This is a genomic window from Allobosea sp. 05T439 (genome assembly GCF_056396005.1).
The window spans coordinates 304,253-324,926 of record NZ_JBFTKP010000001.1 but is presented as its reverse complement, the minus strand read 5'-3'; the positions used below and the strand labels follow the sequence as shown (position 1 = coordinate 324,926).

Below are 20,674 nucleotides of genomic sequence, written 5' to 3'. Positions count from 1 at the left end.
ATCAGCCTTTCACGAAAGCGAGCAGATCGGCGTTGACCAGCTCCGGATGGGTCGTGCAGAGCCCGTGCGGGAGCTTCTCGTAGACCTTGAGCGTGCCGTGCTTCAGCAGCTTGATCGAGAGCAGGGCCGCGTCGGCGATCGGCACGATCTGGTCGTCATCGCCATGCATCACCAGTGTCGGCACCTCGACCGCCTTCAAATCCTCGGTGAAATCGGTCTCCGAGAAGGCCTTGATGCCGTCGTAATGCGCCTTGGCGCCCCCCATCATGCCCTGGCGCCACCAATTCCGGATGATGCCCTGTGACGGGTTCGCGCCCGGGCGATTATAGCCGTAGAAGGGCCCACTCGGCACATCGAGGAAGAATTGCGCGCGATTGGCGGCGAGCGCCTGCCGGAAGCCGTCGAAGACCTCGATCGGCAGCCCGCCCGGATTGGCCGCGGTCTTCAGCATCAGCGGGGGCACCGCGCCGATCAGCACCAGCTTGGCGACGCGGCCCTTGCCATGGCGGACCGTGTAGTGCAGCGCCTCGCCACCGCCGGTCGAATGGCCGACATGAACGGTGTTTCGCAGGTCGAGATGCTCGACCACCGCCGCGGCATCGGCCGCGTAATGGTCCATGTCATGACCGTCTCCGGTCTGGGTCGAACGGCCATGGCCGCGCCGGTCATGGGCGACGACGCGGTAGCCCTTCGCGAGGAAGAACAGCATCTGCGCGTCCCAGTCGTCCGAACTGAGCGGCCAACCATGGTGGAAGACGATGGGCTGGGCGTCTTTCGGACCCCAGTCCTTGAAGAAGATTTCGAGACCGTCCTTCGTGCTGACCTTGGGCATGATCAATGTCCCTCTTGTGCGCCGAACATCGTCTTGGCGTAGATGATGCCGAGACCGTAGGCCCCGCCGAACTTCTTGGCGATGCCGGTGGTGAGATCGTAGGTGTCCGTCCTCGCCCAGTCGCGCTGCAACTCGAGCAGATATTGCAACGCGGTCATCGGACGGGCGCCGGCCTGTACCATCCGCTCGACGGCCCGCTCATGCGCTTCGTCGGAGACGTCTCCGCAGGCATCGGTGATGACGTAGACTTCAAAACCCTGGTCGATGGCCGAGAGCGCCGGGCCGACGATGCAAACCGAGGTCCAAAGGCCGGCAAGCACGATGCGGCTCTTGCCGATCTCGTTGACGCGCGCGATCACCGCGGCATCCTCCCAGGTGTTCATGGAGGTGCGATCAAGCAGCTTCTGGCCGTTGAAGGCGGTCGTGATCTCCTCGAACATCGGCCCGGAGAAGCTCTTCTCGGCGACGGTGGTCAGGATGGCCGAAACGCCGAAGCCGGCGGCGGCATGGGAAATCAGGGCGGCGTTGTTGCGCAATGCCACGGCATCGATCGACTTCGTTGCGAAGGACATTTGCGATTGAAAGTCGATCAGGATCAGGGTGTGATCCTGAGGAGAGAGCAGCAGTTTACCTGGAACCGGAGTTGCGCGAGCCATGAACCAACCTCCATCGCGGCAGTGAACACGGCTGCACGCTAGCGCTGCAATACGGCCTCGACCAGTAGTAACCTTATGGATACCGCAAGCTTGCCATGAACAAGGTTGAAAGAATTGAAGTCGACGATAGCAAATGCCGGGTGGAACCTTTGCTCAAGTTCCTTGCCCAGGAATGGATGAGCCATATCATCTGGGCTCTCGGCCAGAATAACGCGCTGCGGTTTGCGGAGCTTCGCCGCGCGCTGCCCGGATCGATCTCCGCGCGTGTCCTTTCCGCCCGGCTCAAGTCACTTGAAGGCAAGGGTTTCGTCATCCGTTGCGACCTGAGCGAGAATGTCCGCCATGTCGAATATAGCCTGACTGAGGAGGGGCAGGCTCTCGACGCCGAACTGAGGCGGAGCGAGGCCTTTTCCCACGCACGGTATGGCCAGGTCCTGGCACGTTCGGCGGGCGAGTAAGCATCCGCGGGGAGAACCACCCCAAGATTGCTGTCTTGAGCCGCCTGGCGTTCAGATCGGTGACGTCGTGGGGGTTGCAGCCCTTTACGGCTGGGTGTGGAGAACGCGCCCGCCGAGGCTGGCGCCCTGCAAGAGCCCGACCAGATCGGCCTGGCGTTCGAGGCCCGTTTTCGCAAAGACCCGCTTCAGAGTGGTCCGAACGGTTTCCTCACCGATGCCGAGGGCGAGCGCGGCATCGCGGGGGCGGCTTCCGGCGGCGATCAAGGCAGCGAGCTTGGCCTCCGCCGGCGTCAGGTCGAACAGGCCCTGGATGACCGAAGCGGTCGGGACCTCTCCGGGGACGACCGGCGTTACGACCAGAATCGCATGGGCTTGCGACAGCACATCGTGACCCGCCCCGGTCACCGGCACGAGATGCGCGATGAAGGGCGGATTATCGCCCTCGGCGGCAATCGGGATCGAGCGGACGGCGGCATCGTGCGGCGCTTTGCCCAGGGCTGCGAACGCCTGGAGAAGCAAGCGGTCCGCAGAGGGATTGGCGAGCCCGAGCCGGGATGGGCGGTCCTGCGCGACATCCGGCATCAGCCTGACGAGGAGCGGATTCGCAGCGAGGGCCTGTCCGCGCCATCCGAGCACGGCTGCAGGAAGGCCGATCATCTCGAGCGCGTGGGCAACGGTGCGGGCACGCTCCATGTCGAGCCGCGCTGCCAGGATGCCGGCGCGAGCAAAATGGGACCGCGTGCGATCGACCTGCGTGACGAGATCGCGCCCGACCGGCCCCGATGCATAGTCGCGTTCGGCATGGACGATGATGGTGTCGCCGCTCGGAACCTCGATTGCGGTCGCGACGCCGAAGCCATAGCCACGCGGGATGAAGAAGTCGCGATAGATCGGGTCCTGAGCCATTTCCTGCATGGTGAAGACGTCGGCATCGGTTGCAAAACCGGGATGCTGCAGCGCCATCAGACGTTTGGTCCGCTCGTTGGACGCCCCGGGATAGAGGCTGAGAAAATCGAGCCAGAGCTGCTCAAACGCGGGTGAGGAGTTGACGAAGCGCATCTCCTCGCCCCGGACGGTGCAAAGCACCGCGTCCTTCGCGCTGCAGATATCGGCGAATTTGGCGAGCACGGATGGCCAGAGGCTTGGCACAAGGGCTGCCTCGTAGACGGCATCGATGAGCTGATGCTCGCGTGGATCGCTCATGCCACCCTCCGGTCCTGACCGATCATCCGCCAATACCGCGCTGATTCAGCAATACAACAATAGTAGGGCACTTCGGCCATCAGCCGGCTCACTATCAGACAAGGTCCGGTGCCAGTCCACGATCGACTGAGGCGCGCCGGTGTGTTTCCGGTTCCCAGCGGGCCATTTAGGTCCGTTTGAGAGTCTGGCCCCGGCGTTCGACGGGCCTGGCGGCCGCTTCTCAGAGGGACAACATCCGGTCAATCCCTTCAGTACGGGCTTTACAATATACATACGACTGTATATTTATTGCAAGCTGTGAGGTGACATGATGACGAGCGATAAGAGGAAGGAGCGCGGCGACCGCGCCCGGGCCAACATTCTTCACCATGCAACCCGGATCGCCTCCATCGAGGGGCTGGACGGTCTGACGTTCGGGCGCGTGGCCGCTGATGCGGGGGTTGCACGAGGCAACATCCAAATCCTCTTTGGCGACAGAGAGGCGCTGCAGCTCGCGACGATCGAGAACGGCGTGTCGCTATACACGGACGCCGTCATTGGCCCCGCCAGGGCAAGGCCAAACGCGGTCGAGCGTCTCATCGCTCTTATCGAGGGCTGGTACACATTCGTGGAGCAAAGAACGCTTCCGGGCGGCTGCCTGGTTCACGCGCTGAGCAGTGAATACCGCACGCGTCCGGGACGGATCCGCGATCGGGTGGAGCATCATCGGCTCGAGGCGAGGCAGTGCATCGTCAATCTGTCGACCGAGGCGATGCGGGCGGGAGAGCTTCAGCCCGACACCGATATTGAGCAGCTCGCCTTTGAGCTTACTTCGTATCAGGCATCGGCCAATGTGGCGGCCCTGATGGGGGAAGCCGACCAGTTCGAACTGGCGCGGCTCGCATCCAGGCAGCGGCTCCGGGCGGCGCGGGGTCTAAGATGAGCTGCGACCCATTCCGCTCCGGAGAGCCGGAACGCCAGCAGCGACCTGCCGCTCGTGGCCGATCTGCGGATTTGTTGGCGAGGCGAGACGGGTTGTCGCCAGCTTTCCGAACCTTCCTTGAAGACCTGAAGTTCATCCTGCCGGGCCCCTAAAGGACCTCTCATCGAACGGCTTCGTGCGCTTGAGGCCGAACGTCTTGATGAGCCGCGCCGCCGCGCCGGCTGCCCGCTCATATCCCAATTGTTCAACCAAACAACTTGGCATCGGTGCTGACATCGCCGGGCCGGAAAGGTCCATTCATGGTCGCTGCGCCGCTGCAAACTCCACGTGAAGTCGATCGGCCGCAGGCCAAGAGCCCATGGCTCCCGGTTTCGATGCTCGCATTCGGTGTCTTTGTCGTCGGGACCGGCGAGTTCGTCTTGGCGGGCTTGCTGCCCCTTCTCAGCAGTTCGCTCAAGATCGCGCCGTCCGTCGCGGGGCAGGTCATCACGATCTTCGCGTTGACCTGCGCACTCGCGGGCCCAGTCCTGACGACGTCCACCGGGGGATGGGACCGAAGAACCGTACTGGTCGCCGCAGTGGTGACTTATCTTGCCGGGAGTGTCTGGACTGCGCTTGCGCCGTCCTATGCTCATGTTCTGGCCGGTCAGGTCGTGGCTGCTCTCGGCGTTGGATTATTTGTGCCGACCGCCACCGTAACTGCTGCCGCGATGGTTTCGCCAGCACACCGGGGCCGAGCCATTGCTTTGGTCGTGAGCGGCTTCACTGCGGCGACTGCGCTTGGGGCACCCTTGGGTACAGCGTTCGGCGGGATGTTCGGCTGGCGGTMGACCATGTGGCTTGCAACCGGACTGGCCGTGGTTGGCGTCATCGGGATCGTCATCTCCGTCCCGAAGACAACGACGATCGCGACAGCACCGGGGTTACGCCAGCAATTGCGGTTCCTGCTCGAGCCTCAAATCGCTGCGGTCCTCGGAGTGACCCTGCTGGCCTTCACCGCTGTGTATATGCCCTACACCTATATGGGCGTCATCTTTGAAACGGCGACGCAGGGAAACAGTCTCTACCTTGCGGGGCTCATGACAACGCTTGGCGTGGTTGGCACTGTCGCGAACCTGGGCGCCGGTATGCTCGCCGACCGCTTTGGCGGCCGCAGGGTGGTGGCGATCGCCTTGGTCTGGCTCATCCTCAGCCTGGTCGTCCTGCGATTGACCACCGATAACCTGGCATGGGCCTTTGCATTGATCGCGGTGTACGGCATCGCCGCCTTCGCCATTACGACGCCGCAACAGCACCGACTGATCTCCCTGAAGCCTGAAGCCGCCGGTGTTCTCGTTTCGCTCAACCAGGCAATCCTGTACCTCGCCATCGCACTATCGGGTTCCATCGGCGGTCTAGGGATTGAGTGGCTGGGCTCGAACAATCTCGGCTTCGTCGCCTCGGTGCTGGCAGCCATGGCATTGGGGCTGTCATTGTCGATGAAATCGGAGAGCCATGCTCACCGATGAGGATGCAATCCGCTTGCCGCAAGGGACATCTGTCATGGATAGAAGCAACACTTCCGTCCGGCCGTAAGATAGTCGCTGTTGCCAAGGCCTGTTTGGCTTCGCTCATCGCTCGTCGTCTTGTTTGCTATTCATCGCTTTGCAACCAGGCGCGTCGAGCGCTCACCACGTTACATCTGGTCACGAGGCAATAGGGGGGCAAATGCCGTCGCCTTGATCTCCACCAGCCCATCTGCCGCGTTGAGTTCAGCGACGGCCAGTTCGACGCAGGCGGGATAGGGGGCGGGAAAGAACTCGTCCCGGACGGCCGCAATCGCGGCCAGTTGTCCTGCTTTGTCCAACGCCAGTCGGTCGCTGCCGAGCACATGAAACATCTGAAGTTCCACGACATCATCCACACGCGCCCCGCATGCGTTCAGAAGCTGTTCCATCAATGTGAAGACACGACGCAATTCGCTACAAAAGCGCTCGGCGTCCATCGCTGTCGATTGCCTGTTGCTGGCGACAAGCCCGGACAGAAATACGAAATCTCCAGCGCGCCGCGCCGGGGCATAATGGAACTGTTCGACATCGTCCTTGAGCACGGCGGGCACCACCACCTTGCCAGTGGACGTAGCATGATCGCGGATMGAACGATTGACCTGTTCTTCCATCGTGTTTCGACCTCTCGGGGGCATGGTTTGGGCAGGTCGGCCTGCGATCTACACGTGCAGCGGGGTCATTGACGGAGCGATGAGCGCCTCGAGCTCGTCTCTCGTGGCGCCGTCGCGAGCTTGCATTGAAAGGCCTTGCATCACTGCGCTGTAGTAGTTGGCCAGCACCGGGATATTGCTCGAACCCACCAGGTCACCCTCCGCCACGCCCCGAGCCAGCCTGGCGCGAATACGCATCTCGGTTTCCTCGCGAATGCTCCTGAGCAGTTCGCGCAGTGGTTCGGTTTCAATCTGGCAGTTGACCACGCCGAGGATCAGCAGGCAGCCGCCAGAGTGTGGTGCGCTGAGCGCCGTGTCGATGCTGGCCTGAAGCATGGCGCGGATCGACTCCCGTACGGTGGTGCCTTCGTCGAGCGCGCGCAGGGCGCCAGATCCTGCGGTCGCCACATAGAGCTCTACCGCCTCCCGAAACGCTGATTCCTTCGAGACAAAGGCTGCATAAAAACTCGGCGGCGTAATCCCGATCGCTGCCGTCAGGTCGTTGAGCTGAGTGCCCTCATACCCCTTGGCCCAGAACACTTCCATGATCCGCTGAAGTGCGTGGTCACGGGCAAAGCTGCGCGGGCGGCCTCGGACTGCCATGGTGTTCCTTTCTGTAGCGTGAATTATATAAATCCTTGACCATGGCACGCAAGCCGGGTAGCGAATTTTATAGTGAGAATTATAGAATGGATTGAGTGACAATGGACACTGTCGATCGCAGCAGCCCGGCGAGCTCGGCTTCCGGAACGCCGACAGCGCAGGCCGTGCGGGAAGGACTCCCGGTAGTGGTCTATGTCCTGGGATTGACGATCTTTTCGCTGACCACATCGGAATTCATGGTCGCCGGCATGATGCCCTCGCTGTCGGCCGCGCTTGGCGTAACGATTGCCGAGGTCGGGTATCTGATCTCGATCTATGCGGCGGGGATGGTCGTCGGTGGGCCGCTGCTGACCCTCGCGCTTCTCAAACTCGGAGTTCCAAACAGGCGCGCACTGCTTGGTTTGCTTGCGCTCTACAGTGTTGGAGGGATCATCGCCGCGACGGCGGATGGGTATGGCATCATGGTTGCCGCGCGGATCATCACCGGTGTTGCCGGTTCGGCATGTTTCGGGGCGTCGTTGGCCATCTGTGCCGAAGTCGTTCGACCGGACGCGAGAGGGCGGGCCTCATCGATCGTGCTCGCCGGGTTGATGCTCGCGACGGTCCTGGGCGTGCCGGMTGCGACCTTGATTGACCAGCGCTTTGGCTGGCGAGCGAGCTTTTGGCTGGTCGTCGCGCTCGCGATGCTGTGTGCCGCTGTCATAGCAGCATTGGTTCCGGCATCCAGGAAATCGGCCCAAATCAGCTTGAGCACTGAACTGGCATCGTTCCGAAACGGCCAGCTTTGGGCGGCCTATGCCACGAGCGGTCTGATCATTGGCGCGACCTTTGCCGCATTCAGTTATTTCTCGCCGATCTTTACGGATGTGACGGGCTTTTCTCCTGCCACGGTACCCCTGCTGCTCGGCGCTTATGGTGCAGCCAACGTCATCGGCAACGCGATCGTTGGGCGCTTCGCCGACAAGCATACGATTCCGATCCTCGTCGGCGGCCTGATCGCATTGGCGGGGACGCTCGCGACATTCGCAGTCTTTGCCGATCACCGCATTGTCAGCGTCGTTGCTTTCATTGCGATAGGATTGGTCGGGGTCCCCATGAACCCGGCGATGATTTCACGCGTCATGAAGACAGCGCACCCCGGGCCATTGGTGAACACAGTCCACACATCGGTCATCAATATCGGTCTTGCAGCAGGCGCCTGGTTCGGTGGCATCGGTATCGTCGCCGGTTATGGTTTGCGCTCGCCGCTTTGGATCGGTGTCGCGCTGGCGCTGCTCGGTCTCGTCAGCCTCATGCCGCGCAGCGTCAGGAGATCGGTGCAATGACTGCCTAACGGACGCCAAGCAATATCCGGGGATGCAGGCACTCAGACGGTTCGCAGGCCAGGGCAGCCTGGACGGCCAATCGCAGATGCCGTCCGCGATCGACGGTTGGCGCGTCACCGGCCCAAACTCGGGGCTAAAACGATGGCGGCGTGCAGGCACTTACAACTTCGCAGGCAACCGGTCCCACGCATCTAAACCGATGCGGCCTTCGGCTATCGAAATAATACGCATCGCCGGGGCCCAGTATTCGGCGCTGATCCTCGACCGTGACCTCCAGCCGGCCAATGAGGACAATTCCGCCCTCTTCGCCATCATGGGCGAGCAGCACACGACCTGTGTCGGTCCCTGGTTCGTAGCGTTCCTTCAGGATTTGAAGTGCGCGACCGAACAGGCTCTCGCCCACTTGCCGATACGAAATCCCGCCCTTGCCAATCTCAACCAATTCACTGGCTTGATAGAAGGTCTGTTGCGGCCTGTCAGGCTCCATTGAGAAGAATTCGCTGAGTCCAATGGGAACTCCATCGAGAATTCGCTTCAGGACTCCAACGGATGGGCTAATGGAGTTCGACTCGATCAGCGATATCGACGAATTGGCTATGCCGACACGCCTAGCGAGCGTGCGCTGCGATAGATTGTATTTCTGTCGGATGAATCTAAGGCGAGCACCTACGTCCACAGACACCGAACTCTCCTCCCCGCCAACCCGTGCTTGTCCCGCGACGATCCTCGACACATCTTCGTCCCGTGCGCTTGCCGTGGGACATATGCCAACTGTGTTTGACGCGAAGGGGACAGCTTATCTGTCAAACCGACGCCCACGGGCCCCAAATGAGCTCATTTTCGTGTCGGAGCTTACCGGCATGGCGCAGTCACCCCTCCGACATCGATGCCGATCACCCGCTGTTCCTTCTGTTCAATATCTGCATCGATCTATCTTTGTCTCCTTATAAATCAGCGTCTTATGTTTCATCCGAAACAGACTTGTTGGCAATGACGGAACGTGGCTTGTGGCAGGCAGACAAGGGAGCACGCCATGACCGCCAACACTCCGCCAGCCTCATTGCAGAACGCCCGCTCGCTCGACAGCTACTGGATGCCCTTTACCGCCAACCGGCAGTTCAAGGCCGCGCCGCGGCTCCTCGCCTCGGCCCAGGGCATGCACTACACCACCGATGATGGTCGCAAGGTGGTCGACGGCACGGCCGGGCTCTGGTGCGTCAATGCCGGACATGGCCGCCGCCAGATCACGGAAGCGGTCGAGCGCCAGCTTTCGACCCTCGATTATGCGCCGTCCTTCCAAATGGGGCACACGATCGCCTTCGACTTCGCCGAGCGCCTCGCCGCCCTGGCGCCAGGGGCCGGAGAGGCGAAACTCGATCGCGTCTTCTTCACCGGTTCGGGCTCGGAATCAGTCGATACGGCTCTCAAGATCGCCATCGCCTATCAGCGCGCGATCGGGCAGGGGACGCGAACCCGCCTGATCGGCCGCGAGCGCGGCTATCACGGCGTCGGCTTCGGCGGCATTTCTGTCGGTGGACTGGTCAATAACCGGCGTGTCTTCCCGCAGCTTCCGGGCAGCGATCATCTGCGCCATACGCATGATCTTGCCCGCAATGCCTACACGAAGGGGCTCCCGGAGCACGGCGCCGAACTTGCCGACGATCTGGAGCGCCTGGTCGCGCTGCATGGCGCGGAAACGATCGCGGCGGTGATCGTCGAGCCCGTCGCAGGCTCGACCGGCGTTCTGTTGCCGCCGAAGGGCTATCTGCAGCGCCTGCGCGAGATTGCGACGCGTCACGGCATCCTGCTGATCTTCGACGAGGTCATCACCGGGTTCGGCCGTCTCGGCACGCCCTTTGCGGCCGAGTATTTTGGCGTGGTGCCGGACATCATGACGACGGCCAAGGGGCTGACCAATGGTGCGGTGCCGATGGGCGCCGTCTTCGCCAGCCGCAAGGTGCATGATGCGCTGATGACCGGTCCGGAGGCTGCGATCGAGCTGTTCCATGGCTACACCTATTCCGGCCACCCGATCGCTTGCGCCGCTGGTCTCGCGACGCTCGACATCTATGCCGAAGGGGGGCTCCTGACGCGCGCCGCCGAGCTCGCGGCGAAATGGCAGGAGGCGATGCATAGCCTCAGGGGCGCTCCGCATGTGATCGATATCCGCACCATCGGCCTCGTCGTCGGCATCGAGCTCGAATCGCGCGCTGGAGCGATCGGGGCGCGGGCTTATGACATCTTCGTCGACTGCTTCGAGAAGGGGCTGCTGATCCGTGTCACCGGCGACATCATCGCTCTGTCGCCACCGCTGATCGTCGAGCCCGGGCAGATCGACGACATGGTGTCCCTGCTCGGCGAAGCGCTGAAGCGCGCAGCCTAGAGCAAGCGCCGGTGCATTCGCGGCCATTGCGCTTGCCGCCTTCGACGGAGGGCGTCAGGCGCGTCTCCGCCGGTGCGGCGCTGCCTGCGATCGAGGTAAGGACGCCGCAGGAGAGCAATTCACACCGGGTGTTGCTGCAGCCATTCCAGCAGCAACACGTAGCTGACGGCCAGAAGAACGGGCCCGACGAATAGTCCGAGGAGCCCGTCGACGATCATGCCGCCGATAACGCCCATCAGAATGACCGGCATCGGCACATTCAGCCCTCTGCCGAGCATCAATGGTCTGAGAATGTTGTCGCCGAGACCGACGACAATATTCCAGATCAGAAAGATGACTGCCGGCTGCGTTGCTTCGTAAATGAAGACATAGCCGACCACAGGCAGCGTCAGCAAAATCAGCGGCACCTGCATGATGCCCAATATGAGCGCAACAAGGGTCAAGGGACCGGCTGCCTGAATTCCTATGGCGAAGAAGCCCAGGCCTAAAAGCGATGACTGGATCAGAGCAACGCCAACAACCCCGAGTCCCACGCCGCGGATCGTGGCTGCGGTCAGCGTGACCAGTTGCACCGCGCGCTCGTTGCTCCCTGTGACGCGTGTCAACAGGCGTCTAGCGAACGTTGCTGCGTCCTTGCCGTAGACAATGAGTACCGCGGCGATCGCGAAGGAAAGAACGAATGAGAGTTCGCCAACGGCAAGGCCACCAGCGAACGTAGCCAGCCATGCCAAGGGCCCGCTGAGCAGGTGGCCGTATTTTGCCAGCGCCGCCGGCAGGTTGGAGGCGACGAGTGTCCAGATCTCCGTTAATTTCTTGCCGATCAAAGGGGTGCCATCGAGCCATAGGGGTGGCTGTGGGATGGTTACGTTCTGGCTCTGCAAGGTCGAGATCAGCGAATAGAGCGTCGTCGCAAGCGACGTCACCGCAATCACCATCGGCCCCAGCATCAACACGACGCCGATCAGTCCGATCAGCAGCGCCGATCCACGATTCCCGAGCCGCGGCATCAAGCGCAGATGGAGCGGATACAGCATCACCGCCAGGATCGCTGACCAACTCAAAAGGAATGCAAAGGGAAGCACGATCCGTGCGCAGGCATAGACCAGCAGGGCAACCAGACCGACCCGAATGGCATTGTCGATCATGGTCGAGGGGCGACCGAGGTTTGGAGCCTTCCCGTCCATCGATCTGCCCCCTTAAACAGTTTGCTGCAAGAGCCTCGTGTGGTGTGTAGTACTCAGCCCATTCTGGACCACGTCGGAAATGCGACGAGAATGGGCTGGATCTCCGGTGGACGTAGCGGAAGACGAGTTCCAAGTGCCTGCCTATCCGATTGGCCGAACAACCACGGCTCATCGTTGGCTGACACGCAGAACACAGTACAATGAACGTAAGCCCTGTAAACTAACGTTCTGGCATTCGATGATGTGCCCGGGAATCGGCATGTCCGGTTCCGCTGGCGACTGGCAGAAAGTCGAATACTCTCCAACGCGCTCGTCAGCGTACCGGCGGCGCACCCATCTTCGCGAGAACAGATTAATCCATCCGAAACGGCGATCTTGACCGGTGAATACGATCGATAGACAGTTCCGGCAGTCGGAAATTCGCTCATGGCAGCTTTCGACCCGTTCGGTGGCCGACGCCTTGTTCTAGCGTTCGACGCACAGATGGAAGCGCTTGCCTTACTATAATGGAAGGCTGCCGCGGTCTGCTTGGGGGCGTGTGGGTGCMTAATCTTACGAGGTTTCATCTGATGGAGCMCAAAGAGAAAAGGCGCGCCTCTTTCTTCGCCCTCGCGCAACAATTCCGTGTGATAGGGCCAATTCTGTCCGGAGTGCTGGTTGTCATGATCGGGCTCGGATTGGTGATTGGACGCATCGTCCTGACCGGTCTTGTTGCAGCGGGCAGCGTCCAAGCGCTCCGCGCKACGGAGATCGATTTTACTGACGAGAAATAAGGTTCAACTGAGAACGCCTGGAGTGACGCCCGGAGCCCAAACGAAGGTGCCAGTTCCAAGACAGGGAAGGCCTACCTGATGGCAATGATTGCGCCGCTGCTCCGAGAAATCCGCCACAATGCCATTCTCTGGCTGTTGGCGATGGTACCCGCAGTATTCATCGCCCAGCGCCTCAAGCCCGAAGCACATACACTCCTGTTCGTGCTTGCCGTACTTGCACTCGTACCCTTGGCGACGTTGCTGAGTCACGCGACGGAGTCCGTTGCCGTGAAGACAGGTGATGCCGTGGGCGGCCTTCTCAACGCCACGTTGGGCAACCTGACCGAGCTGATCATTGCGCTGGCCGCGCTACGCGCCGGTGAATTCACGTTGGTGAAGGCGTCCATCGCCGGAGCGATCGTGACCAACACTCTGTTCATGCTGGGGGCGTCATTTCTGATCGGCGGTCTCAAATACCATGTGCAGGACTACAATCGGGTCAGTGCCCGCCTCCAAACGAGCCTTCTCTTTCTTGCCGTTGTCGCCATGCTGGCTCCGTCGATCGTTCCCGATGCGGGCTCCGTGGCGTCATCGAGCTTCGCCCATCAATTGAGCGTGGGTCTGTCGGTGCTGCTGATCGGGACCTATGCGTTGGGCTTGGTATTCTCGCTGAAGTCACACCGGGAGTTCTTCGGCAGCACGGATACAGCGGAGGCCGGCGAAGAGGCATTTCCGCTGGGCTTGGCTCTCGCGACCCTGGCCGGCGTTACGGTCCTCGTGGCACTGGTCAGCGAAGTCTTCATCGAATCCGTCCAGCAAGCCGCTGTTGCGTTGGGAATGACGCCTGCGTTTGTAGGATTCATCGTCGTGGCGCTGGTCGGCGGCGCTGCCGAAATGGCCTCGGCGTTCTCCGGCGCGAGCAGAAACCGGCTTGACCTGAGCGTGGGCATCGCCTTGGGAAGCGCATCCCAGATCGCGCTCTTCGTCGCTCCGGTGCTGGTCCTGCTCAGCTACGTCATCGGTCCAGCGCCGATGAATTTGCTGTTCTGGCCGGGCGCGGTGGTCATGGTGCTCATTTCCACGCTGACCGCGTTCCTGACGACCAGCGGTGGTCGCTCGACCTGGTTCGTCGGCGTGCTCCTGCTGATGGTCTATCTGATTTTCGCCATGACGCTTTACCTTCTGCCGCCAAATATGCAGTAGGCGAAGCGGCCCGATCTTGGCCCGCGAGCCGGCCATCGGCCCGACCGCCGGCCGGCGCATCGGGTCGATGCAATCCTGTGCATTGCGAGGCCTGTCCCCGCGATGCCAGCTTGGCCTCCTGTCGATCTGGCTGACGAGACGCGGCCCTTGCGCCGCGTCATGCCAATGGAGGGGCCTGCCTTGAGCGAACCTTGCGATCTCAGTGCCGTCGAGGCGCGCGCCCTGATCGGGGCGAAGTCCCTCTCAGCCAGCGAATTGCTGGAAAGCTGCATCCGCCGCATCGATGCCGTCGACCCGGCCGTCAATGCCATGGTTGCGCGCGATGACGAGCGAGCGCGGGCGGCGGCGAGAATGGCAGATAAGGCGACGATGCGCGGCGATGCTCTCGGCGCCCTGCATGGCCTGCCGGTCGGCATCAAGGATCTCGAGAATGTCGCGGGCCTGCGGACGACCTATGGCAGCCCGCTGTTTCGGGACTTCGTGCCGCCTGAAGACCAATTGATCGTCGCCTCGGTCCGCAAGGCCGGCGCCATCATCGCCGGAAAGACCAACACGCCGGAATGGGGCGCCGGCGCGAACACGCGCAATGCCGTCTATGGCGTCACCGGCAATCCCTTCGATCCCTCCAAATCGGCGGCCGGCTCCTCCGGCGGGTCCGGCGTCGTGCTGGCAACCAACATGGTGCCGATCGCGACCGGCTCGGATACGGGCGGCTCGCTGCGCAATCCGGCGGCCTTCAACGGCGTCGTCGGCTTTCGGCCGACACCGGGGCTGGTCCCGAGCGATAAGCGACCCTTCGGCTGGAACCCGCTGAGTGTGCTGGGCCCGATGGCGAGGACCGTGCCCGACCTCTGCCTGCTGCTCTCGACCATGGTCTCGGACGATGCCTGCGATCCGCTGGCAACGACGATCTTCGGCCAGACCGTGCGCAAACCGGAGGATTTCGCGCGGCCGGCCGAGATCGACCTTGCCTCGCTGAAGGTCGCGTTGACGCCCGATTTCGGTTTCGCGCCGACCGAGCGGCATATCCGTGAGGTCTTTGCCGAGAAGACCGGGTTGTTCAATCACCTCTTTGCCGTCGCTGACGAGGCGACGCCCGATTGCAGCGGCACGGACGAAACCTTCGAGGTCTTGCGCTCGCTCTCCTTCCTGGCCTCGATGCATGAGCGGGTGCGCGACACGCCCGAACAGGTCGGCCCCAATGTTCGCGCCAATGTCGAGGAAGGACTGCGCTACAGCGCACTCGACGTCACCCAGGCGCTGAAGCAGCAGACCGTGCTCTACAAGAACTGGCAGAGCTTCTTCTCGCGCTTCGACGTCATCCTGTCGCCGGCCGTGACGTTGAGCCCGCGGCCCTGGAGCGAACTCTATCCGGCCGAAATCGACKGCAAGGCGACGCGAACCTATTTCCACTGGCTGGCACTGGCCTATGCCGTCACCGTGGTCGGCCACCCCGCGATCTCGCTGCCGGTCGGACTGGATCGCAACGGCATGCCATTTGGTTTGCAGATCGTCGGTCCGCGCGGCGGCGACGCCAAGGTGCTTGCCGTTGCGGCGGCCCTCGAGCGGGTGCTGGCAGGCGATCCACGTACGGCGCGACCGGTGCCGGACATCGCCGCGCTGGCGAAGGCTCGACGCCTGAGCGACAGTCCAGGGTTCCTGGGGTTCGACTGACGCGCCGTCGCCGCCAATACAATGACAAGAGGGGATTTCCGTTGAAGCGCCGTATATTCTTGAAGGGGGCCGTCGCAGCCGGCCTCGGCAGTGCCTCGTTGACGTCTCTCGCCCGGGCCCAGGCCGGGCGCTCCACGCTGATGAAATTCGTGCCGCAGGCCAATCTGAGCGCGCTCGACCCGATCTGGACCACCGCGACCGTGACCAATAATCACGGCTACTATGTCTTCGACACGCTCTTCGGCGCCGATATGGACTTCAAGCCGCAGCCACAAATGGCCGAAGGGCACGAGGTGCTGAACGATGGCAAGACCTGGCGCATCGCGCTTCGTGACGGTCTGGTCTTCCATGACGGCGCGCCGGTCAAGGCCGCCGATTGCGTCGCCAGCCTGAAGCGCTGGTGCCAGCGCGACCCGTACGGGCAGTTGCTGGCCAAGGTGGTCGAGAGCTGGCAGGTCGTCGATGACCGGGTCTTCGAGATCAAGCTGACGCGCGCCTTCCCGACGATGCTCGAGGCTCTCGCCAAGGTCGATACGCCGCCCTTCATCATGCCCGAACGGCTGGCCGTGACCGATGCCAGCAAGCAGGTGACGGAGATCGTCGGCTCCGGCCCCTACCGCTTCATCCCGGGCGAGTATGTCTCCGGCAGCCGGGTGGTCTACGAGAAATTCGCCGGCTACAAGCCGCGTCCCGAGCCGGCGAGCCGCAACGCCGGCGGCAAGACCGGCTATTTCGAGCGGGTGGAATGGCAGGTCCTGCCCGATCCCGCGACCGCGGCTTCGGCCCTGATGAAGGGCGAGGTCGACTGGTGGGAGCGTCCGTTGACCGACCTGCAGCCGCTGCTCGCGAGCAATCCCGAGATCAGGCGGGAGGCGACCGACACCTCCGGCCGGATGGCGATCATGCGGTTGAACCACCTGCACCCGCCCTTCAACAATCCCAAGGTGCGCCAAGCCGTTCGCATGGCGGTCAACCAGGAGGATTACATGCAGGCGACGCAGGGCGACGACACCACGCTCTGGCAGACCTGCCGCAGCCTCTGGCCGCGCGGCACGCCCTATTATACCGGCGAGCAGGAAGACCTGATGCCGCAAAACCTGGACAAGGCGAAGGCCGCCCTGGCGGCGTCCGGTTATGCTGGCGAGAAGGTCGTCATCATCAGCCCCACCGATTTCCCCGATATCGGCCCGCTCGGGCAGGTCACCGGTGAATTGCTGCAGCGTCTCGGCATGAATGTGCAGATGGCCGACAGCGACTGGGGCACGGTCGTGCAGCGTCGCGGCAATCGCGAAAGCGTCGAGAAGGGCGGCTGGAGCATATTTCACACCACCGGCCCGGCGGTGGGCTGGAGCAACCCGGCCCTGTCGCTGCTCGTCCGTGGTCAGGGAGCGAAGGGCTGGTTCGGCTGGTGGGAGAACGAGACCGCCGAGAAACTGGCCGAGGAGTGGCTCTACGCCGCCGATGCGGCTGGCCAGAAGAAGGCGGCCGTTGCCCTGGCACGGCTGGCGCTGGAAGAGGTTGCGACCATCCCGCTCGGCCAGTTCGTTATTCGCACGGCCTATCGCAAGAGCCTGACCGGCATGCTGCCGGGCTCCGCGCCCTATCCGTGGGGCCTGCGCCGGGCCTGACCGGCGCAGGGCGGAGTCGCGTCAGGCCGCAGGGGCTGCCGCGACCGCGGCCGACCAGGGCGATACGAGATCGCTGCAACCCTCCGCGCCGTCGGTGTCGGCGCGGATCAGGTTCGGGCAGGCGAAGTTGATCGGCAGCACCCCGTGCTCGACGATCGAGACCGGTCCGGCCGCTTCCAGCGCATCGAGAACATCGTCGGGCAGGCGGCAATCGGCGCTGGTCGAATCCGGCCCGGAGACGTCGATGCGCGGCGCATGGGCGGCCTCGCCGACGTCCATGCCGAAATCGAGCGTCCAGGCCAGGCTCTGGTAGACGCTGGCGAGGATGCGCCGGCCGCCCGAGGCGCCCATGGCAAACCGCGGCCAGTTGCCGTCCTTCGGAGTCACCACGACCGGGCACATGTTGCAGAGCGGTCGCGCGCCAGGGGTGATCGCATTGGCGCTGCCGGKGCGCGGATCGAACCACATCATGCCGTTGTTCATCAGCACGCCGGTCTCGGGCAGCACGACGCGGCTGCCCATCGACGAGAGCAGCGTGGTGGTAATGGCGACAAGATTGCCCTCGCTATCGACCACGGTCAGATGCGTGGTGCAGGTGTCGGCCGGTTCCGGTGCAGCTTGTGCGGCGCCGAGTCCGGAGAGGCGCTCGGCATAGGCCTCGCGCATCACCGTCGAGAGCTTTGCGAACCAGGCGGCGTCCGGGCCTCCCGTCGGCGGAGCGACTGCCGCCATGCCTTCGACGACTGCGGCGAGCGTCGGGGCGGCCGTCAGCCCGCCGGCCGTGTGCAGCAGATGCGTTCCGCGCCAGTCGATCACGGGAGCCTGCCGGACGGTCGCTTCGCAGCCTGCGAGGTCGGTCGCATCGACGACGCCGCCCACTGCCGCGATATCGGCTGCGAGGCGCCTTGCGGTTTCGCCTTCGTAGAAGTCGCGCAGGCCGGCCTCGGCCAGGCGCTCCAGGGTCGCTGCAAGATTGCCGAGCCTCATGAAGCCCGGGACACCTTGATAGGGCGGCACCGGCGGCAGGCCGCCAGGCAGATAGATGCGGGCGCTTTCTTCATAGAGCCGCAAGACCGAGGCCGAGGAGGCGATCTTCAGCGTCGTGTACCAGTCCTGCGCCAGCCCGCGCCTGGCGAGCGCGATCGCAGGAGCGAGGAGGTCGGAGACCGGCAGTCCGCTGCCGAAATGCTGTTTCAGCGCCGCATAGCCCGCAACCGACGAAGGGATGCAGAAGGAGAGCGGTCCGTGGATATTGCGGTCGTCCACCACCTCCGGCCAGGTGAAGAGGTCCTTCTTCATCGCGCCGGTCAGCGGGTAGTCCGCCGGATCGGCGCGACGGGGCGCGACGGGGCCGAAATCGATGACCTGCGCCCGCTGCTCACCGGCCTTCAGCACGACCGCGAAGCCGATGCCGCCGAGACCGCTGTTCCAGGGTTCGACCGCGGCGAGCGCGAAGCAGGCAGCGACGGCGACGTCTGCGGCATTGCCGCCGGCGTCCAGGATCGCTGCGCCGGCTGCGGCTGCCTCGCGGTTCTGCGAGACGACAATGCCGTTCTTTCCGCGCGCCGAGGGCTTGGTCAGGTTCCAGTTCTGCGTCCGGTAGACAGTCTCACGCGCGCTCTTGGCAACGGCCATATATCCAACTCCCCTTGTTCGAGGGCGCATGCTTCCACGATTCCGCGGCGCGGCGGAAGGCTGGCAAAGCAGGCCCGCCCTGCGATCGGCTCGGGGGCGGCTCTGCTGCGGCGGCAGGGTTCGCGACCCCAGGTTGAGGATGTCGCAGCAAATGGCTGGCGCAATGCGTGCGAGCCATTAATCTTGGAACGGATTGAACCTCCGCCGCATTCGCAGCGACAAACCTGCGAGCCGGCATGCAGGGCCCCGCGCGATGCATACCGAGTCCGACGAAGACCTCGTCAAGCGGATCGCCTCGGGCGACCGGCTCGCGATGAAGGTGCTGTTCTCGCGGCACCAGGTGCATGTCTATCGTTTCGCGCTGCGGCTCGTGCGCGACGAGACGGTTGCGGAGGATGTGATCAGTGACGTCTTCATGGACCTCTGGCGGCAGGCGGACCGGTTCGAGGCGCGCGCCAGCGTCACGACCTGGCTCCTCGCCATCACCCGCAACAAGGCGTACTCGCTGCTGCGCAAGCGGCGCGAGGCTGGCCTGGACGACGAATTCGCCGAATCCATCGAGGACGAGGCGGACGATCCTGAAATCGTGCTGCAGAAGCAGGACAAGGGTCTCGCGATCAGGGCCTGCCTCGGGAAACTCAGCCTCGAACACCGCGAGGTCATCGATCTCGTCTATTATCACGAGACCTCCGTGGAGGAGGTGGCGCGGATTGTCGGCATCCCCGAGAACACCGTCAAGACGCGGCTCTTCCATGCCCGCAAGAAGCTGGGCGAGCTGCTCAAGGCGGCCGGGATCGATCGGGGCTGGCCATGAGTGCTTTCGGAGGCCGGTTCGATCCGCCCAATCGGGAGGTGCGCCATGACTGAGGGCATCGCGACCGATCCGAGGCGACGTGAGCTCGAAGAGCTGCTGCCCTTCTACGCCAATGACCGCATTTCGGCTGCCGACAAGGCGCGCGTCGAGACGGCGCTGGCGACTGATCCTGAACTCGCCGCACGGCTCGAGATCATCCGTGAGGATATGGCGGAGACGATCCTGCTCAACGAGAGCCTGGGCGCCCCTTCGCCACGCGCGCTCGACCGTCTGATGGCCGGCATCGAAGCCGAACCGCAGCAGGCGCCGCTTCTGGCACGGGCCCGCGGCGGCTTCCTGAGCTGGCTCGGCCAATGGCTGGCGGCGCTGCCGCCGCGAAAGCTTGCCTATGCCAGCGCCGCGGCTCTGGCATTGATCGCGATTCAGGGCGTTGCGCTGACGGGCGTTGCCCTGCGCGGTGGCGGGGGTGGGTTCCGGACTGCGTCTGCGCCGGGAACATCGTCCTCGGAGCGTTATGTCCTGCTCAGCTTCGTACCGGATGCAAGGGCCGCCGACATTGCCGCTTTCTTCAAGCGCTACGAGGCGTCGGTGGTCGACGGTCCGCGCGCCAACGGCTTCTTCAAGGTGCGCGTCGGCGACGCGAAGCTGACGCCGGCGCAGGTCGACGCCATCGCGGCGCGGATGAAGGCCGAGGCTGCGATCATCAGCTTCGTAGCGCCGGCCCCGTAGCGGGGGGGGGCGACGGGGGCTTTGGGATGCTGGCCTTGGGGCCGAAATGGGGAGTGGGTGCCGTGCTCCGTCAAACCAGCGGGAGGTCGCATCAACAGTGGGCGCGATTTGCCGGTTGCGCCGCCCTTGTCTGGCTCATCGGGCTGATTTTCCCAGCTTCCGCTCAAGATTTCAGGACCGGCGGTCAGCGCTTCGGCCAGGGCCAGGGACTGAGCCAGAGGTCGGAGACAGGAAGCGATCGCGTCCCGACGACCAGGCCCTATCCCGACCAGCGTCCCGGTGGCGCGCCTGGGCGGCCGCCTCGTTATCCTGGACGATATCCGGGCGGAGGTAGCTGGGGGCCCGCGGCTGTCGGTGTCGGCGCCGGCATCATCGGCGGGTTGATCCTGGATCAAGCGAGCCGCCGGCCGGTCATCATCGAGGATTATGAGGAGGAGCCGGTGTTGCGCAGGCCGCGGCGGCCGCCGTCGGTTCGA

18 protein-coding genes are annotated in these 20,674 nt (G+C 63.5%); 10 read left to right on the top strand and 8 right to left on the bottom strand.

The window, feature by feature from the left end; all coding sequences use genetic code 11:
- Position 1: 1 nt before the first annotated feature.
- The gene (locus AC1DIO_RS01445) at positions 2-832 is read right to left on the bottom strand and encodes an alpha/beta fold hydrolase (RefSeq protein ID WP_441504277.1); all 831 of its coding nucleotides are present in this window, start codon (positions 830-832) and stop codon (positions 2-4) included.
- A 2-nt stretch (positions 833-834) separates the two neighbouring features.
- Positions 835-1,488, bottom strand: a complete 654-nt coding sequence (locus AC1DIO_RS01440) for a hydrolase (RefSeq protein WP_441487830.1) — start codon at positions 1,486-1,488, stop codon at positions 835-837.
- 140 nt (positions 1,489-1,628) lie between these two features.
- On the opposite strand from AC1DIO_RS01440, the gene AC1DIO_RS01435 reads away from it, so the two are divergent.
- Positions 1,629-1,946, top strand: coding sequence for a winged helix-turn-helix transcriptional regulator (locus AC1DIO_RS01435; RefSeq protein ID WP_441487831.1), 318 nt, complete (start codon positions 1,629-1,631; stop codon positions 1,944-1,946).
- A gap of 84 nt (positions 1,947-2,030) precedes the next feature.
- Here the strand turns inward: AC1DIO_RS01435 and AC1DIO_RS01430 are convergent, their stop codons facing one another.
- Complete coding sequence (locus AC1DIO_RS01430; protein ID WP_441504278.1) at positions 2,031-3,149, bottom strand: helix-turn-helix transcriptional regulator; 1,119 nt, start codon at positions 3,147-3,149, stop codon at positions 2,031-2,033.
- A 310-nt stretch (positions 3,150-3,459) separates the two neighbouring features.
- On the opposite strand from AC1DIO_RS01430, the gene AC1DIO_RS01425 reads away from it, so the two are divergent.
- Together AC1DIO_RS01425 and AC1DIO_RS01420 are read left to right on the top strand one after the other, a co-directional pair.
- Positions 3,460-4,071, top strand: coding sequence for a TetR/AcrR family transcriptional regulator (locus AC1DIO_RS01425; RefSeq protein ID WP_476853051.1), 612 nt, complete (start codon positions 3,460-3,462; stop codon positions 4,069-4,071).
- Between the two features lie 299 nt (positions 4,072-4,370).
- Positions 4,371-5,579 (top strand): MFS transporter, encoded by a 1,209-nt coding sequence (locus tag AC1DIO_RS01420; RefSeq protein ID WP_476853050.1) that lies wholly within the window; start codon positions 4,371-4,373, stop codon positions 5,577-5,579.
- 167 nt (positions 5,580-5,746) lie between these two features.
- On the opposite strand, the gene AC1DIO_RS01415 is transcribed toward AC1DIO_RS01420, so the two are convergent.
- On the bottom strand, positions 5,747-6,229 hold the full coding sequence (locus AC1DIO_RS01415; RefSeq protein WP_441504281.1) for a Rid family hydrolase: 483 nt from the start codon (positions 6,227-6,229) through the stop codon (positions 5,747-5,749).
- 48 nt (positions 6,230-6,277) lie between these two features.
- The gene (locus tag AC1DIO_RS01410; RefSeq protein ID WP_441504282.1) at positions 6,278-6,814 is read right to left on the bottom strand and encodes a TetR/AcrR family transcriptional regulator; all 537 of its coding nucleotides are present in this window, start codon (positions 6,812-6,814) and stop codon (positions 6,278-6,280) included.
- Between the two features lie 158 nt (positions 6,815-6,972).
- On the opposite strand from AC1DIO_RS01410, the gene AC1DIO_RS01405 reads away from it, so the two are divergent.
- The gene (locus AC1DIO_RS01405) at positions 6,973-8,196 is read left to right on the top strand and encodes an MFS transporter (RefSeq protein WP_476853049.1); all 1,224 of its coding nucleotides are present in this window, start codon (positions 6,973-6,975) and stop codon (positions 8,194-8,196) included.
- Positions 8,197-8,329: 133 nt separating this feature from the next.
- On the opposite strand, the gene AC1DIO_RS01400 is transcribed toward AC1DIO_RS01405, so the two are convergent.
- The gene (locus AC1DIO_RS01400) at positions 8,330-8,878 is read right to left on the bottom strand and encodes a cupin domain-containing protein (protein WP_441487838.1); all 549 of its coding nucleotides are present in this window, start codon (positions 8,876-8,878) and stop codon (positions 8,330-8,332) included.
- A 351-nt stretch (positions 8,879-9,229) separates the two neighbouring features.
- Between AC1DIO_RS01400 and aptA the strand changes: the two genes are divergently transcribed.
- Positions 9,230-10,579, top strand: a complete 1,350-nt coding sequence (aptA, locus tag AC1DIO_RS01395; RefSeq protein WP_441504284.1) for an omega-aminotransferase AptA — start codon at positions 9,230-9,232, stop codon at positions 10,577-10,579.
- Between the two features lie 119 nt (positions 10,580-10,698).
- On the opposite strand, the gene AC1DIO_RS01390 is transcribed toward aptA, so the two are convergent.
- Positions 10,699-11,724, bottom strand: coding sequence for an AI-2E family transporter (locus AC1DIO_RS01390; protein ID WP_476853048.1), 1,026 nt, complete (start codon positions 11,722-11,724; stop codon positions 10,699-10,701).
- An 899-nt stretch (positions 11,725-12,623) separates the two neighbouring features.
- Here AC1DIO_RS01390 and cax point away from each other — a divergent pair.
- The 3 genes from cax (at position 12,624) to AC1DIO_RS01375 (ending at position 17,020) form a co-directional block, all read left to right on the top strand.
- Entirely contained in the window at positions 12,624-13,718 is a 1,095-nt protein-coding gene (cax, locus tag AC1DIO_RS01385) for a calcium/proton exchanger (RefSeq protein WP_441504503.1), read from the top strand.
- A 180-nt stretch (positions 13,719-13,898) separates the two neighbouring features.
- A complete protein-coding gene (locus AC1DIO_RS01380; protein ID WP_476853047.1) occupies positions 13,899-15,392 on the top strand; it encodes an amidase in 1,494 nt (497 codons plus the stop codon).
- A 41-nt stretch (positions 15,393-15,433) separates the two neighbouring features.
- A complete protein-coding gene (locus tag AC1DIO_RS01375) occupies positions 15,434-17,020 on the top strand; it encodes an ABC transporter substrate-binding protein (protein ID WP_441504288.1) in 1,587 nt (528 codons plus the stop codon).
- A 21-nt stretch (positions 17,021-17,041) separates the two neighbouring features.
- Here the strand turns inward: AC1DIO_RS01375 and AC1DIO_RS01370 are convergent, their stop codons facing one another.
- Positions 17,042-18,655 carry a gamma-glutamyltransferase gene (locus AC1DIO_RS01370; protein WP_476853046.1) on the bottom strand — a complete coding sequence of 538 codons (1,614 nt, stop codon included), beginning with the start codon at positions 18,653-18,655 and terminating at the stop codon, positions 17,042-17,044.
- A gap of 253 nt (positions 18,656-18,908) precedes the next feature.
- On the opposite strand from AC1DIO_RS01370, the gene AC1DIO_RS01365 reads away from it, so the two are divergent.
- Together AC1DIO_RS01365 and AC1DIO_RS01360 are read left to right on the top strand one after the other, a co-directional pair.
- A complete protein-coding gene (locus tag AC1DIO_RS01365) occupies positions 18,909-19,469 on the top strand; it encodes a sigma-70 family RNA polymerase sigma factor (protein ID WP_441504290.1) in 561 nt (186 codons plus the stop codon).
- A gap of 45 nt (positions 19,470-19,514) precedes the next feature.
- A complete protein-coding gene (locus tag AC1DIO_RS01360; protein WP_441487845.1) occupies positions 19,515-20,198 on the top strand; it encodes an anti-sigma factor family protein in 684 nt (227 codons plus the stop codon).
- Positions 20,199-20,674: the final 476 nt, after the last annotated feature.